The sequence below is a fragment of the Streptomyces sp. SPB162 genome, from assembly GCF_029504575.1.
Taxonomy (GTDB): Bacteria; Actinomycetota; Actinomycetes; order Streptomycetales; family Streptomycetaceae; genus Actinacidiphila.
Window position 1 is genome coordinate 1,065,713 of record NZ_JAQFII010000001.1, and the last position, 15,242, is coordinate 1,080,954.

At 70.1% G+C, this 15,242-nt stretch carries 13 protein-coding genes; 2 read left to right on the plus strand and 11 right to left on the minus strand.

Annotated features, from left to right (window positions below; all coding sequences use genetic code 11):
• Nucleotides 1-89: 89 nt before the first annotated feature.
• Genes M2266_RS04890 through M2266_RS04915 form a run of 6 tightly spaced genes read right to left on the minus strand, consistent with a single transcriptional unit; the run spans nucleotide 90 to nucleotide 7,990 of the window.
• The gene (locus M2266_RS04890; protein ID WP_277437005.1) at nucleotides 90-1,751 is read right to left on the minus strand and encodes a (2,3-dihydroxybenzoyl)adenylate synthase; all 1,662 of its coding nucleotides are present in this window, start codon (nucleotides 1,749-1,751) and stop codon (nucleotides 90-92) included.
• Nucleotides 1,741-3,798, minus strand: a complete 2,058-nt coding sequence (locus M2266_RS04895) for an acetate--CoA ligase family protein (RefSeq protein ID WP_277437006.1) — start codon at nucleotides 3,796-3,798, stop codon at nucleotides 1,741-1,743. The genes M2266_RS04890 and M2266_RS04895 overlap by 11 nt, the downstream gene beginning before the upstream one ends.
• Nucleotides 3,795-5,348 (minus strand): FAD-dependent monooxygenase, encoded by a 1,554-nt coding sequence (locus M2266_RS04900; protein WP_277437007.1) that lies wholly within the window; start codon nucleotides 5,346-5,348, stop codon nucleotides 3,795-3,797. The genes M2266_RS04895 and M2266_RS04900 overlap by 4 nt, the downstream gene beginning before the upstream one ends.
• Nucleotides 5,349-5,364: 16 nt before the next feature.
• A complete protein-coding gene (locus tag M2266_RS04905; protein WP_277437008.1) occupies nucleotides 5,365-6,090 on the minus strand; it encodes a maleylpyruvate isomerase family mycothiol-dependent enzyme in 726 nt (241 codons plus the stop codon).
• Nucleotides 6,087-6,917 (minus strand): fumarylacetoacetate hydrolase family protein, encoded by an 831-nt coding sequence (locus tag M2266_RS04910; RefSeq protein WP_277437009.1) that lies wholly within the window; start codon nucleotides 6,915-6,917, stop codon nucleotides 6,087-6,089. Before M2266_RS04910 ends, M2266_RS04905 begins: the two co-directional genes overlap by 4 nt.
• The gene (locus M2266_RS04915) at nucleotides 6,914-7,990 is read right to left on the minus strand and encodes a cupin domain-containing protein (RefSeq protein ID WP_277437010.1); all 1,077 of its coding nucleotides are present in this window, start codon (nucleotides 7,988-7,990) and stop codon (nucleotides 6,914-6,916) included. Before M2266_RS04915 ends, M2266_RS04910 begins: the two co-directional genes overlap by 4 nt.
• Before the next feature lie 116 nt (nucleotides 7,991-8,106).
• On the opposite strand from M2266_RS04915, the gene M2266_RS04920 reads away from it, so the two are divergent.
• Entirely contained in the window at nucleotides 8,107-8,880 is a 774-nt protein-coding gene (locus M2266_RS04920) for an IclR family transcriptional regulator (RefSeq protein ID WP_277437011.1), read from the plus strand.
• 140 nt (nucleotides 8,881-9,020) lie between these two features.
• Here the strand turns inward: M2266_RS04920 and M2266_RS04925 are convergent, their stop codons facing one another.
• On the minus strand, nucleotides 9,021-10,103 hold the full coding sequence (locus M2266_RS04925; protein WP_277437012.1) for an amidohydrolase family protein: 1,083 nt from the start codon (nucleotides 10,101-10,103) through the stop codon (nucleotides 9,021-9,023).
• A gap of 623 nt (nucleotides 10,104-10,726) precedes the next feature.
• Between M2266_RS04925 and M2266_RS04930 the strand changes: the two genes are divergently transcribed.
• Nucleotides 10,727-11,791 carry a zinc-binding dehydrogenase gene (locus tag M2266_RS04930; protein ID WP_277437013.1) on the plus strand — a complete coding sequence of 355 codons (1,065 nt, stop codon included), beginning with the start codon at nucleotides 10,727-10,729 and terminating at the stop codon, nucleotides 11,789-11,791.
• Nucleotides 11,792-12,157: 366 nt separating this feature from the next.
• On the opposite strand, the gene M2266_RS04935 is transcribed toward M2266_RS04930, so the two are convergent.
• From M2266_RS04935 to M2266_RS04950, 4 genes are all read right to left on the minus strand, one after another.
• A complete protein-coding gene (locus M2266_RS04935; protein ID WP_277437014.1) occupies nucleotides 12,158-12,595 on the minus strand; it encodes a hypothetical protein in 438 nt (145 codons plus the stop codon).
• Between the two features lie 23 nt (nucleotides 12,596-12,618).
• On the minus strand, nucleotides 12,619-13,044 hold the full coding sequence (locus M2266_RS04940) for an NAD(P)H-binding protein (protein ID WP_277437015.1): 426 nt from the start codon (nucleotides 13,042-13,044) through the stop codon (nucleotides 12,619-12,621).
• 67 nt (nucleotides 13,045-13,111) lie between these two features.
• Complete coding sequence (locus tag M2266_RS04945; protein ID WP_277437016.1) at nucleotides 13,112-14,215, minus strand: alcohol dehydrogenase catalytic domain-containing protein; 1,104 nt, start codon at nucleotides 14,213-14,215, stop codon at nucleotides 13,112-13,114.
• Entirely contained in the window at nucleotides 14,215-15,204 is a 990-nt protein-coding gene (locus M2266_RS04950) for a hypothetical protein (RefSeq protein ID WP_277437017.1), read from the minus strand. Before M2266_RS04950 ends, M2266_RS04945 begins: the two co-directional genes overlap by 1 nt.
• Nucleotides 15,205-15,242 lie beyond the last annotated feature (38 nt).

Below are 15,242 nucleotides of genomic sequence, written 5' to 3' on the forward strand. Positions count from 1 at the left end.
GCTGCTGGTCCGACGGGTCGGGACACGGGGCCACGGCGACGGCGGTACCTGGAGCTGTTTCCCAGGTACCGCCGGAAGGGCCGGCACCGTCACACCGCCTCGACGGAGTCCGCCTTGTCACGGACGACCTCCCGCAGACGCTTCTTGTCGATCTTGCCGACCTTCGTCAGCGGCAACTCCTCCACGACCAACAGGCCTTCAGGGAGTTTGTAGCGCGCCACCTGCATGGCGGTGAGGGCGGCACGGACCGATTCGAGGCTCAAGCGGGTCCCCGGCTCGACGACCACGACCGCGCACACCCGCTCCCCCAGATCGGGGTCGGCCTTCGCGACGGCCGCGACGCGGGCGACACCGGGCAGGCGGTAGATCAGGTTCTCGACCTCCTCGGCGGAAATCTTCTCGCCGCCCCGGTTGATGAGGTCCTTGTCCCGTCCTTCGACGACGAGATTGCCCGACGGGTGCAGCCGGACGACGTCACCGGTGCGGTACCACCCCTCGGGGGTGAATGCTCGGGCGTTGTGCTCGGCGGCCCGGTAGTAGCCGCGTGGAGTGTACGGGCCACGGGTGAGCAGCGCGCCCATCTCGCCGGGCCCGACCGGCTCGTCGGAGGCATCGACGACGAGGATCTCGTCGTCCGGGCACATAGGGCGCCCCTGTGTCTCGACCTTGATGTCGTCGGGGTCGTCGGGGCGCGTGTAGTTCAACAGTCCCTCTGCCATGCCGAACACCTGCTGGAGCGTGCCACCGAGCACGGGTTCGACGCGGCGGGCGACCTCCGGCGCGAGGCGGGCGCCCCCCACCTGCAACAGCCGTAGTGCGGGCGGGGCGGGGTGGCGGCCGGAGGCCACCGCGTCGATCCAGCGCTGGACGACCGCCGGTACAGCGGCGGTGGCCGTCACTCCCTCGGCGGCCATCAGCGGCAGCACCTTGCCGGGTTCCGGGGTGCGGGCCAGGACGACCCGGCCACCGTTCATGAGGGTGCCCAGGATGCCGGGGCAGGCCAGGGGGAAGTTGTGTCCGGCGGGCAGGGCCACCAGGTAGACGGAGTCGGCGTCGAGGCCGCAGACCTCGGCGCTGCGCCGCGCGTTGTACTCGTAGTCGTCATGGGTGCGGGTGATGAGCTTCGGCAGTCCGGTCGTACCTCCGGAGAGCAGGAAGACGGCGATGTCGCCGCTGTCCGGGGCGATGTCGTCGAGCCGGGCCCGTGCGCCGGCCGGGTCGTCGGCCGGTTCGGCCAGGGCGCGCAGGTCCGTGGCGTCGGTACCAGCCGTGCCACCCGCGACGAGCAACAGCCGTACGCTCGGGGTATCTTCGGCCACCTCCAGCCCCAGGGCCTGGTGGTCGAAGTCGCCGAGTCGGTCCGGTACGGCGATCGATGTCACCTCGGCGTGGGCGGCCAGGTAGCGCAGTTCGTGACCGCGATGCGCGGGCATCGCCATCACGGGAGCGATTCCAGCCCGCAGACAGGCGAGGGTGAGTGTGACGAACTCCCAGCCGTTGGGCAGCTGGACGAGCATCGCGTCCCCGGACCTGAGACCACTGTCCAGCAGGCGGCATGCCAATCCGTCGGCCCTGTTGACGAGTTGACGGTAGGTCAGACGCGTGTCGCCGTCCACCACGGCCACAGTGTCGCCGTAGGTCTCCGCCCATTCGTGAAGGTACGAGCCGAGCGGCCTGCCACGCCAGTACCCGGCCTCGCGGTAGCGGTCGGCCGTCTCCTTGGGCCAGGGTACGAATCCCTCACGCGTCATCGGATCCTCCTTGATCCCGGGGGTCACGCAGCAGCAGTACGGCGTCGAGCGCGACGACGTCGCCGTCGGGCAGGACGCGCAAAGGGTTGATCTCGCACTCGGCCACGGCGTCGGCGGCGGCGAGGGAGGCCAGGGCGAGCAGCACGTGGGTGAGTCGCGCTCGGTCGACGGGGGTGGCGCCGCGCGCGCCGAGGAACAGCTGGCGGGTGGCGAGCTCGTCGAGCATCGTGTGGGCCTCGTTCGCGGACAGGGGCGCGAGGCGCAGGGAGACGTCGCCGAGGATTTCGGCAGCCGTTCCTCCGGCGCCCAGGGCCAGCACGGGGCCGAAGACCGGGTCCCGGCGTACGCCGACGATGAGTTCGGGACCCGCAGGGGCCATCTGTTCCACCAGCAGCGCATGGCTCGCGGGCATACGGGCGAGGGCTTCGTCGAGCTCCTCGTGCGTGCGGATGCCGACCTGGACCCCGCCCACCTCCGTCTTGTGCAGGATGTCCGCGTCGAGGATCTTCACCACGACCGAGCCGCCGAGCTCGTCGAGAGCCGCGTGCGCCGCGGCGGGGTCGGCGCACACACGCCGTACGGGCGTACGGATTCCCAAGTCCGCGAGGACGCCCTTGGCCGTGTGCTCGTCGACCGGCCCCGTCGGGGGCAGCGTGGGGGCGTCGGAGGCGGTGAGGACGGCCTCCAGTCGAGTGCGCGCGGCCGCGTCCTCGACGAGCGCGCGCACCATCGCCGATCCGGAGGCCGGCGTGGCCGCGCAGGGAATGCCGGCTTCGCCCAGTTCACGGCGGGTCCGCCGCGCCTGCTCCACGGGTCCGCCGACGACGGCGACGAGCGGGGTGGCCGTACGGACGGCGGTCAGCGCGGCCGGGAGGTCCACGGTGGTGGGTTCCAGCAGCCCGTAGACGGCGGTGACATCGATACCGGGGTCCTCCGAGACCCGTTCCACGATCTGGGTGATCGTGGGTGAGGGTCGGCCTGTGTCGACGGGATTGTTCTGGTAGGTGAGGGCGGGGAGCAGTTCACGCAGCTCCTTCACCGTGCGTTCGACCAGCGGGGGAACCTGCACTCCGTGGGAGCGCAGGTCGTCGGTGAGCAGCAGACCAGGTCCGGCCTGGGCGGTGACCAGGCCGACGCCCGCACGGGGACGCGCGGGGAGTCGTACGCGGCTGAGCGCGGTGACGGCGTCGACGAGGTCGCGTTCGTCGTCGACGAGGACTGCTCCGGCCTGGCGCAGGGCCGTCCTGGTCACGCGCCAGGAGGTGGCGAGGGCGCCGGTGTGGGAGCGGGCGAAGTCTCCGATGTCGCTGCGGCCCACGACCAGGGCCACCACGGGGACTCGATCGGTCAGACGCCGTACCGCGTCGGTGAGGCGGCGGCCTTCCGCGGCGGTCTCCACGTGCAGGGCGACGGCCCGCAGGCCGTTGTCCTCGGCGAGGTGGCGCAGGACGTCGCCCTGGGTGACGTCCAGGCTGTTGCCGAGGCCGACCCCGAGGCGCAGGCCGACGCCGGCCTCGGCCAGGGCGAACGCCAGCGCGTGGTTCACGCCGCCGCTCGCGGCCACGACCGCCACCGGACCCGGTTCCAGGTCGGGCGCGCCCGGGACGAAACTGGCCGTGAGCCGCAGGTGGGGGACGAGGAAGCCCGAGGTGTTCGGTCCGAGGACCCGGATGCCGGTGTCCCGCACCACCTCGGTCAACGCCTGCTGGTGCAGCACACCGTCACCCCCGGCTTCCGCGAACCCGCCGGCGCACACGAGCGCGGCACGGGCGCCGACCGCTGCCGCCTCGCGCATGGCGTCGGCGGTCACGGCGGCGGGGATGCAGGAGACGACCAGGTCGGGCGTGCTGCCGTAGCTCGCGGCGGCCTCGCCGACGGTGGGGAAGAAGCCCTGATCCAGGTCCGGGCGGCCGGAGTTGACCTTCATCACCGGCCCCGGGAAGGAGGCCAGGGAGTCGGCCATCGCCGCGCCGAGCTTTCCGGGCGTGGCCGATGCGCCGAGCACGGCAATGGCTCGGGGGGCGAACAGCGCTTCCAGGGCGGTCACTTGGTGCCTCCGACGAGGTCGGCCCGGCCGGAGAGGACGAGCGTGGCCGCGGTGTCGTCGTCGTACGCGCCGACGATCGCGGCGGGCAGGCTGTGTGTGAGCCGGGCCTCCTCCGCGACCAGCACGCGGGTCAGCGCCGTACCGCCGCGTACGCCGACGAGCAGGGCGCCCGCCTCCGCCGTCTCGCGCACCTGCTCAAGGGCGAGCGGCAGGCCCTCCTCGGTGTCCGGGGCGTCGATCCACACGCCCACTCCCGACGACCGACCGCTGAAAGGGGCCATCGGGATGCCGGTGCCGTCGGTCCCGGTCAGGACGTCGTCGTCGGCCGTCACACTCCGCGACGGCAGTCGGTACGGCCCACCCCGGAAAGGCGTCCGCAGGGGATCCGCATCGTGACGGCCCCGCCACCATCCGTCGACGCGGTCCACGTACGCCGCGTCGCGCACCGCGATTTTTCCGCGCGGGATGCTGCGGGAGAGGAAGTGAAAGGCGAACTGTGTCGGATCGTCGAGCGTACGGACGTAGCGGCCGAAGTGCTCCCACCAGGACAGGCTGGGCCGCGCCGAGTTCTGGATCTTCTCGACCTTGGGGCGGCGGCGCTCTTCGTAGCTCTCCAGTGCCTCCGGCACGCTGTGGGACGCCTCCCCCAGTGCCTCGGCCAGCGCGACCGCGTCTTCCATGGCCATCTTGGTGCCGGACCCGACGGAGAAGTGCGCGGTGTGCGCGGCGTCGCCCAGCAGCACCCAATTGCCACGTCGCCACGAACGGGCCTTGCGAGTGGCGAAGTTGGCCCAGCGGGAGTTGTTGCCTACCAGCGGGTGCCCGTCGATCTGCTCGCGGAACAGGCCCTCCAGGTATGCCTTGGTCTTCTCGTCGCTCAGGCCCGGCGGGGTCGACGGATCGAAGGCGTCGAGACCGGCCCTGGTCCAGGAGTCCGCGTCGGTCTCGACGATGAAGGTGCTCAGCGAGTCACTGATCGGATAGGCGTGGGCGGCGAAGACACCGTGGGGACCGTCCTGGTGGACGAAAGTGAGCCCGTCGAACGCGTAGGTGGTGCCGAACCAGATGAACTTCGCGCTCGCCACCTCGGCGGTCGGTCCGAGGTCGTCGGCGAACAGGGTGCGGAAGCGGCTGTTGGCGCCGTCGCACACCACTACCAGGTCGAAGTCGCCCAGCTCGGAGGGGTCGTGGACCTCGTGCTGGAAGCGCATCTGCACACCCTCGGCGCGGGCCCGTTCCTGCAGCAGGCTCAGCAGCGTCTTGCGGACCACGGCCGCCATGCCCATACCGCCCACGCGCTCCCGGGCGCCGTGCACACGGACCTCGATGTCGTCCCAGTGCCGGCCGTGCTTCTCCAGCGCCTCGCTGAGGACGGGGTCGGCGGCGTCGATGGCGTCGAGAGTGGCGTCCGAGAAGACCACTCCGAAGCCGAACGTGTCGTCGGGACGGTTGCGTTCGAAGACCACGACCTCGGCGTCGGGCCGGCTCCGCTTGAGCAGTGTGGCGAAGAACAGTCCTCCGGGACCTGCGCCGATGCAGGCAACTTTCATCGTCTTTCCTTCGTGCTCACAGCCACGCGGGCAGCTTCGGCAGGGATCCCCCGCCGGTCGGGTACAGGGGACCGGGCACGGGGCGCCCGGTCACATAGGCGGCCAGGCCGCCCAGATCACCACTGACCACGACCGGCTCGGCGCCGCCCGAGTCGCCCAGAAGCCAGGTGTGGGCGCCGTCCTCGGACCGCAGCCGGACGGAGGGACAATCCGGTCGATCCTGGAAAGACGCCGCCACGTCGTCGACGAGGGCCACGCACACGTCGTGCGGCACGTCGTCGAAGCTGGTGTCGATGTTCAGATCGACGGCGTGGACCCATACCTCGCGCACCCGCATCCAGGGCACCAGAGACACGGGCACCTCACGGCCTCGCGCGGTGCGGACGGTCGCCGCCCAGCACTCGTCGGGCAGCGCGGCGAGCTCCTTGGCGAGACGGCCGTCGGCCGCGAGCAGATCGGCACGCAAATCCTCGGCCGGCCGCCGGGCGCCCTCCTCTATCTCACGCCCACGCTGGTCGCCACTTGCGTACATGGGAGTCTCGACACCGGTACGCGCCCAGATCAGCAGGTTGACGAGTGCGTGGGCGTTGCGGGCGACGTGCGCGACGACGTGGGCGCGGCTCCAGCCCGGCAGGTACGAGGACCTGGTGAATCCCGGATCGGTCAGCCGGTGTACGGCGGCCTCGAAGGCCGCCGTGCCCTTGGCCGCCTGCTCCAGCACCACGGCCGGGCCTGCGCTCACCGTGACTCCCGACGGCAGGTGTTGCGAGTCTCGCCGATCCCCTCGATCCGGGTGACGAGGAGTGTTCCATCCTGCAGATAGCGGGCGGGCTTGCGGGCGTGGCCGACCCCGCCCGGAGTGCCAGTGGCGATCACGTCGCCGGGTACGAGGGTGACGACCTCGGAAAGGTACGCGACCAGCGCGGCCGGGTCGAAGACGAGGTCACCGGTGTCGGCCTTCTGAACCGTGTCGCCGTCGACCTCGCACGTCAGGCTCAGGCCCTGTGCGGAGACCGCGGGGTCGTCGGCGGTCACCAGCCACGGTCCGATGGGCGTGGTGGCCTCGAAGTTCTTGCCCTGGTCCCACTGGGTGGTGCGGTACTGCCAGTCGCGGGCGGTGAGATCGTTGAGCACGGTGTACCCGGCGATAGCGGCCCGCGCCTGCTCCGTGTCGGCGTGTCGGACCTCGGCACCGATGACGACGCCGAGTTCGGCCTCCCAGTCCATCTGCGTGGACGCGGCGGGCAGGATCAGGTCGTCGTACGCGCCGACCAGCACTCGCGCGAACTTGGAGAACAGCGTCGGGTGCGAGGGGAGTTCGCGGCCCATCTCCAGAATGTGGGTGCGGTAGTTGAGACCGACGCACACGACCTTCTCCGGGGCGACGACCACTGGGGCGTAGTCCAGCGGGCCTTCGTACGTCTCACCGTCGGCGTCCGCGGCGCGCGTCGCCCAGTCACTGTGGCGCAGGAAGACCGCCAGGTCGCTCTCGCCCAGGTCCACCGCCTTGTCGTCATCGATGCGGACGGCGCGCGTGGTGCCGTTGACCCGGATGGTGGCGAGCTTCACTTGTGTTCTCCTCGGGAGGTGCGGGCGAGGCCGAGTGCCTCGTAGACGGGCTCGTCGCTGAAGCGGAAGAGGTCGACCTGGGTGCGGGCGGACAGCGAGACCTCGCACCAGGAGGGGACGACGAACAGGTCGCCCTTGGCGATCTCGAAGACCTTGTCGCCGACCTGCGCGACCGCTTCGCCCTCGAACACCTGCCAGACCGCGGAGCCGACCGTGCGCACTGGGGTGGTCCGGGTGCCGGCCCGCAGTCGGCGCATCTCGGTGCGCATCGTGACCAGGGCGTCCCTGCCGGTGGTGGGGTTCGAGAAGCGGACTCCGGCGTGTCCGGGCTCGAGCACGCCGGGGACGCCCTCGTCCTCCAGTTCCAGCTGGGCGGTCAGGGCGGCATCGGTGTGCTCCCAGCGGTACGCGTTCAGCGGGGAGTTGGGCTGGTCGGGCCGGCTGATCGGGCGCAGCCCAGGGTGGCCCCACAGTCGCTGGCCGCGCGAGCGCTCGGGGGTTTCGCGGGTGGAGAGCTCGTCGGGGCCGAACTCGAAGAAGCCGGCGTCCAGCTTGGAGACGAGCGGGATGTCGAGGCCGTCGAGCCAGGCCATCGGCTCATCGGTGACGTTCTGGTGCTCGTGGAAGGCCCAGCTCGGGGTGAGCAGCAGGTCACCCCGCCGCATCGCCACCGCGTCCCCGTCGACGTTGGTCCATACGCCCTCGCCTTCGACCACGAACCGGAAGGCCCCCTGGCTGTGCCGGTGCGAGGGAGCGACCTCGCGCGGCCCCAGGTACTGGATCGCGGTCCACAAGGTCGGGGTGACGTAAGGAAGGCCAGGAAGGCCGGGGTTGGAGAGGGCCATGGCGCGGCGCTCGCCGCCACGGCCCACCGGCACGAGTTCGCCGGAGCGCTGCGCGATGGGCAGCAGCTCCGCCCATCGCCACAGGTGCGGCACCGCGGCAGGCTGCGGCGACATCGGCATCAGGCCGTCCACCTGCGTCCACAGCGGGATCAGACCCGCGTCCTCGAAATCCGCGTACAGCTCGTCGAGCAGCTTGCGCTCGGTCTGTTCGCTGGTGGTGTCGGTCACGGAAACCTCCAGGTCGTGTGTTCGGCGACCGCCGGAAGAAGTGCGGTCCACCGCGCTGTCCTCGACGCTACGTGCCGTTTCCTCTGACAAGAATCCTTGATGGCTATGATTCCTCTATGGAGAATTCAGCGGATCATTCGCCCGGCCCCTCGTATCCGGTGAGCGCCGCCGGCAACGCCCTACGCGTCGTCCGGCTGCTGCACGAGCTCGACGAGCTGCGCGTGATGGACGTCGCCGACCGACTCGGCGTCGCGCGCTCGACCGCGCATCGGGTCCTCGCGATGCTCGTCTTCGAGGGATTCGCCGTGCAGGACCGTCACAAGGTGTACCGGCCCGGGCCGGCTCTGCAGGCGATCCGGGGAAGCCAGGCGCCCCCTCCCCCGGACCTGATCACCATCGCCCACCCTCATCTGCAACGGCTGGCGGACGCCGTCCGGGAGACGACCCACCTGATGGTGCTCGAGGGCAACGGCAGCCGCTTCCTGGACGGCGTCGAGGGCTCCCAGGCGCTGCGCGTCAGCTACCGCACCGGCACGCTCCTGCCCGCGCATGTGACCTCGGGCGGCAAGGCCCTGCTCGCGGCACTGCCGGCGGACCGACTCCGGGCCCTCTACCCCAACGGACTACCCGACGGCCGGGCCAAAGCCCCCAAGGACTTCGAGAGCCTGATGAACGAGTTGGTGTCCGTGCGCCGCCACGGCTACGCCCTCAATTTCCAGGAGAGCGAGCGCGGAGTGCACGCCGTCGGCGCGTGTGTGCGCGACCGCACCGGCGCCGCGGTGGCCGCCGTGGTCGTGGCCGCCCCGTCCGTCCGCTGCACCCGCGCGCGGCTCACCGAACTGTCCCAGCCTCTCCTCACGACAGCGCGGGACATCGGTCAGGGACTGTGAACGGCAGCGGCGCGCGCCACCTCGACCCACAGGGTGGCGCGCGTCGCAGCAGTCCCCGCCCTGCCCTGCTCGCCCGCTGGACGCGACTGCTGGTCATCGACGGGGACGAGACCCCGTCAGAGTTTGAGAACGGTCTTCGGTCACAGCCCGAGAACGCGCTCGGCGTTACCGTGCGCGATGCTCGCGAGGTCGGCCGGCGCATACGGTGCCGAACGCAGGAACCCCACCGCTTCGGCGCTGGATTCGAACGGGTAGTCGATGGAGAACAGCACCCGGTCGACACCCACGGCGTGAACGGCTCCCAGCAGAGCAGCATGCGACATGACTCCGCTGGTCGTGACGTACACGTTGTTCCGCAGGTAGTACGAGGGCAGGTGCTGCAGCCTTCGCTCAGCGGGCACCTGGCCGAAGCGGCTGTCGAGCCGGGCCATCTGGAACGGCAACAGCTCGCCCATGTGGCCCAGCATCACCGACGCGCGCGGGAACTGGTCGAACACACCGCCGTAGATCAGCCGGAGCGCATGGGCACCCGTCGTCGCGGTCCACCCCCACGACGGCCCGACCAGCACGGGGTACCCGTCGAAGACGCGCCAGTTGTCGGCCGGGATGGCGGCCGGGTGCAGATACAACGTCACACCGAGGCGCTCCAGTTCGGCCCATACCGGCCTGAACTGCGGCTCGTCCAGGTAGTGCCCCCGCACATGGTCGTTGTACAGCACGCCTTTGAGCCCGAGTTCCTGCACCGCTCGGCGCAGCTCCACGACCGCGGCCTTGGGGTCCTGCAGCGGAAGGACGGCGAAGCCCGCGAACCGTTTCGGATCTGCGGCGACCGCCTTGGCCAGATGGTCGTTGACCCGCCGCGCGACGGCCACCGCCTCCGCCGGGTCCTCGATCACTTCCAAGCCCGGCGTGGCGTACGAGAGGACCTGGACATCGACGCCGTTGGCATCCATGTCCGCCAAGCGCAGGTCGGTCAGATCGTCCAGACGACGGAACCACTCCTGCTTGATCGCCTCCGGCGCCTCCAAGCGCTGACGGATCACTGCCTCCTGCCGGATGGCTCCAGGGATGGCGAACGCCTCTTCCACGGCCACGATGCGCATCTTTTTCTCCTTTTTGGCGTTCCGATGTCCCTTTGCGCCGGCCGTCGCCGTGGAGGCACGGCTGCCGGACACCGCCTCGGCGGCGAGCGCGGGTTGTCCCGCGGCCAGACCGCCGACCACGGCAGCTCCTCCGGCAGCGGCAGTAGTGGCGATGAATCTTCGCCGGGTGGACTCGGTACGGGGCTCGGGCATGTCGACTCTCCCCTTGGGCGCGCGGGTGATTGCCAGGGTCCTGCCAATGGCTGTTGCGCTCCGCGAGGGTGCGCGTCGTTCGCGATCAGGCCGACGCCCCTTCGAGCCACATCCGTCGAAGGCATGGCGGCAGGCAGGGGGTGGGCCGGCAGTGACCGGCTCGCAGAGTCGACGGGCCGCGTCCGACGGCCGGGTCGTGCTCCAGAGCGTTCCTGGGTGACGTGGGGCGGCTCCCCACTCCCTCTCTTGAACTGGAGCCAAGCTAGTTCTAGGATATTTTCCAGTCAAGGCCAGTGACGTAGCCAGATGGGCTCGAACTCACCTCATGACTCGTAGTCAAGAACCCGAGCGGTCTGTCAATCTGTACCGACCGCCACGGCCAGCCCACACACGGGCTACCCCGGATCGTCAGACTGGTCAGCTCCCTGGTCCGCCCCGCATGAGCCGCGTGGGCAGGGTCTGCTCGCGCAGGGTCTTCCCGGGGCGGGTGAGGTGCCGGCGGCCGTGCCGGGCCTGCGATGAACCGCGCAACGATCTGAAGGAACGTGACAGTGGAACAGACCATGATGGCGGTCCGCCTGTTCGAACATGGCGGGCCCGAGGTGCTCAAGTACATCGAGGCACCGATCCCCGACATCGGCCCCGACGACGTCTTGTTGCGCGTGCACGCCACGGCCGTCAACAGCTGGGACCTGCGCTACCGCTCGGGCAACTTGCCGCAGCCTCTCCCGGGACGGCCGGCCTGGCCCGTGCCGTTCCAGCTCGGCCGTGACGCGGCCGGTGAGATCGTCGCCACCGGCGAGAACGTCACCCGGTGGCGCACCGGCGACAGGGCGGTTCAGCTTCCGCACCCGCCATGCCGCAACTGCGCCCTGTGCGTACGCGGACTCGAAAACCTGTGTGTCGACACCGCCTATCCCGGACATCAGGTCTTCGGCGGATACGCCCAGTACGTCGCGCGCCGCCAGGACGCCGTCCTGCCCATCCCCGACGGCGTCGACTACGAGACGGCCGCGGCCACCATGTGGACCTACACCACCCCGCTCAACTGCGCCCGGCAAGCGCCCGTCGGCCCCGGCGACACGGTGGTCATCACCGGCGCCAGCGGCGGCATGGCGATCGCCTGCGCACAACTGGCCAAGCTGAGCGGGGCCACCGTCATCGGCACCACGACCAAGCCGGACCGCGACGAAGCACTCCGCAAGCTCGGCTACGACCACATCGTGCACTCCACCGATCCCCGGATGCCGGCACGGGTACGGGAGCTGACCCACGGCCTGGGCGCCGACGCCGTCTGGGACTGCGTCGGCGGCAACGACTTCTTCCAGCTCTCCCTTGCCTGCACACGCCTCGGCGGCACGGTCATCGTCCTTGGCACACCGACCGACCAGGGATCCCGCCTCGAACTGGACGCACTCGCCCTCATCGGCCAACAGGTCAAGATCGCCAGCGTGCGCGGCGCCACTCTGCGCGACCAGCAACTGTGCCTGGAACTGCTGGCAGACAAAAAGATCACCCCGATCATCGACCGCGTCTACCCCCTCGAAGAGGCAGCCGAAGCCCACACCTACCTCGAAAGCCAACGCCAGACCGGCAAAGTCATCCTCCTGCCCTGACGCCCGGCCAACCACCGACGGGGTGCGGGTGCGGTCCGGGGCGGCGGTCTTCACGGGCCGCCCGCCGCTGTTCGCTGCGTGACCCCGCCGGGGGCTTCGCGCACACCGTACGTAGCCGGGCCTGAGCGGGACACAGGTCGTCAGGCGCAGGTACGGGGAACTGTACGGGCGTCGACCTGGAACTGACCGTAGACATGCTCGTCGGCACCCTGCTCCACGGCCTACGGCCCGTCGCCTCCCGCGCCGCCACCTGACTCCGGCGCACCGCACCCGGTGGGAGCGCGAACCCGGCATGGTGTTGAAGTCACTGCGCGGGGGGTGTCTCCCCTCCTTCAGGAAGACACCCCCCGACTCCATCAAGAGCGCTCACTCTCGCGCGGCGAACGCCGTGGCCGCTTCCTCAAAAGACGCGGGCTCACGGCCGAGCAGCATCCGCAGGACGTTGCTGTTGCCGCGCAGGCCGTGCCGGTCGTAGTCCTGCCACATGGCACGCATGTCCGAGGCCCGGGACGCGGAGTCGACCACTCCCGGCGGGAGCGGGGCGACCGCCCAGTGCACCGTCCTCGGCTCCAGATCCACTCCTCGTGCACGCCCGGCGAGACGCACCGCCTCGGCAAACGTAAGGGCGGGTCCCGCGAGTTCGTAGGCGGCCGAACCGTGCCCCTGCTCGGAGAGCACCCTGACTGCGGCTTCACCGAGGTCACGCAAGTCGATGAACGAGAACTCGTTGTCGACGTCGAACGGCACCTCGACGGGGCCGGCCGGAGCCCTCCCCCACGTCGACAGGACGATCTGCGCGAACATCGAGGGCTGGAGGACCGTCCAGTTCAGCGGCGAGTCCGCACGGCGGCTTCGGCGTTCGCCTTGCGCAGGTGGTGGCGCAGCCCGGGGGTGTGCGGGTGGAGGACGGACAGATACACGAACCGGCGGGCGCCCGCGTGCTCAGCCGCCTCAAGTGCCGTGATCGCGAGTACGTCTTCCTCCGGGTGGAACGCCGGCGGAATCATGAACACCAAGTCCGCGTTCTTCAGCGCCCGACGGACGGTGTCCGGCCTCTCCAGGTCGGCCTCGACAATGTCGTCCACGCCCAGGGCAGCCACCCGTTCCCGCCCCGCCGGTCCGTGCACCACGGCCCGGACCTGGAACGGAGTTCGCAGCGCGGCCTCCAGCATGTACCGACCGCAGAGTCCGGCCGCCCCGATCACCGCGATCACGGGCGGTTTCTGACTGCGTACGGCGTCTGATTCGGACACCTTTCCTGCCTCCTCTCCCGCTGTTGTGAGGCGGCTCCGTGGAGCCGTGACGTGCTCGTGCGTCGCGTCAGGGGTTGATCACGGTCATCCACATCGGGTCGTCGGCACGTTGTTCCATGGCGTCCATGGCCTTGAGCGCTTCGGTGAGCGGGAACCGATGGGTGATGAGCTCGTCGGCAGTGAGGGTGCCTGTCTCAAGCAGCCGCAGGACATCCGTCGTGTCCTGGCGGGTGCACGCACGAGTGGCGACGAAGCGCCAGCAGTGCATCATCAGCGCGATAGGGGGCAGCGACAGCGGGGCGGAGTTGCCGCCCATGTGCACGAGTGTGCCGCCGGTGGCCATACCGGCCATGACCTGGCTGAGGGCGGGACCGTCCGGGATGAAGTCGATGACGGCATGGGCTCCCGCGGGGGCCAGCTGACGCAGCCTGCGGGTGAGAGCGCCATTCGTCGACCAGTCCTCAGGGAGTTCGTCGAGTGCGACGATGTCGGCCGGTATGCCGCCGGCGAGCCCGGCGACGCGCTGGAGGCGCTCGGTGTCGCGGCCGACGAGGATCAGACGGGCGACTCCGAAGTGCTCCGCGAGTCTGACCGTCGCGGTCCCCATGGTGCCGGTCGCGGCGGTGACCACGAGAGTGGCCCGTTCCGGAAGGTCGGCGCACTTGAGTGCGCGCACGGCGTTGGCCAGGTCCTGGACCTTGGCCGCGACGTCGAAGCTGACGGAGTCCGGCAGGGAGTCGATCAGCCAGTGCGGGACACGGACGTACTCCGCGAGTCCGCCGTCGTGGTACTGCTCGTACAGGGGCATCGGAGCATCACCGAAGCCGGCGTGACCGAGCATGGCCTGCTCGGCGCACATCATGTCCCGGCCGGTACTGCAGTAGTCGCACTCACGGCAGTTCAGCAGGGGATGGACCCGCACCCGGTCGCCCACCGCGTGGCCCGTGACATCGCGGCCGACGGCGGAGACGACTCCTGCGGCCTCGTGGCCGAGAGTGGTGGGCAGGTGCTTGAGCGCTCCCATCCGCAACAGGCGCATGATCCCCGGGGCCAGGCCGGCGGAGGCGACTTTCACGACCACGTCGAGCGGCCCCGGCTCGGGGACGGGCAGCTCCTCCAGGACGAGCGCTTCGGCGCCCTGGTGTGCTCGCAGGGCAAGCATCGTGGCCATCAGCGGACCTCCACTGCGAGGCTCGAAAGCCGTTCGGGCGTACAGGCATCCGCCGTACGCGAGGTCTCGGCGACCTGGGGCAGTTCCTGATGCGAGAGGAGCGTCACGTAGTCACCGGGCTCGGTCACGACGCTAGCGTGGGAGATGCCGAGCGGGATGCGCACGAAGTCGCCCGGCTGAAGGTCGACGATGCCCCGCTGGGTGATCAGCGTGCGGTGGCCGTGGGCCTGGTACTGGATCTCGTCGGCGTCAAGGGTGCGCCGGTAGCGGCGCTGTCCGCCAGGGGTGGTGGTGATCACGCCGAGGCGGATGCCGGCGGTCGCGTACAGCCAGGTGACGTCACGACCGGGATCGGCACGCAGCACCGCCATCCGCTGGTCCTCCTGGTGCACCTGATCGAGCAGGAACTGTTCGTCGACCCCGAAGACGGTGATGTCGTGGCCGAGCGCGGCCATGCACTGGGTGATCGCCTCGTTGGCCTCGCCGGGCTGCCAGCCGGGGAACGGCGGGAGCACGGCCTCGGACTCCCGCTGGGCCGGTGCCAGTTCGGTGACCGGTGCGGGGATGTAGAACAGCAGGTGGCTGTCCTCGCGGCCGTAGTTGTCGTGGGCGACGCCGCGCGGGATACGGGAGAAGTCGCCGGGCTGGAACTCGATCACGCCGAGTTCGGACATCAGCGTCCGCTCGCCGGCGATCTGGTAGGAGATCTCGTCGACATCGCAGTTGCGGTGGTAGAACGGCTGCCGGTAGTCCATTTTCTGCCACTCGACGCGGATCTCGTCGTTCTCGTAGACGCCGCGTGGAGGAGCGAACGCCTCCGGCTCGTACTGCTGCGGGTAGTGCACCACGGTCAGCGGCGGGTGCTCCTGCCACAGTTTGACGGGCGCCTTCGCGGGATGCGGCGGCGAGAGCAGCAGGTCCTCGTCGCGGACGATACTGCGCAGCGGATGGTCGGAGCCCAGGACCATGACGTCTTCAACGACACTCACGGGGACCTCCTTGTCCTTCAGTGAATGGCTGGATCAAC

Bases quoted from the DNA above. Each gene is read 5' to 3' on its own strand.
- M2266_RS04890 (WP_277437005.1), bottom strand. From the start codon at position 1,751: ATGACGCGTGAGGGATTCGTACCCTGGCCCAAGGAGACGGCCGACCGC.
- M2266_RS04900 (WP_277437007.1), bottom strand. From the start codon at position 5,348: ATGAAAGTTGCCTGCATCGGCGCAGGTCCCGGAGGACTGTTCTTCGCC.
- M2266_RS04920 (WP_277437011.1), top strand. From the start codon at position 8,107: ATGGAGAATTCAGCGGATCATTCGCCCGGCCCCTCGTATCCGGTGAGC.
- M2266_RS04945 (WP_277437016.1), bottom strand. From the start codon at position 14,215: ATGGCCACGATGCTTGCCCTGCGAGCACACCAGGGCGCCGAAGCGCTC.
- M2266_RS04935 (WP_277437014.1), bottom strand. From the start codon at position 12,595: ATGTTCGCGCAGATCGTCCTGTCGACGTGGGGGAGGGCTCCGGCCGGC.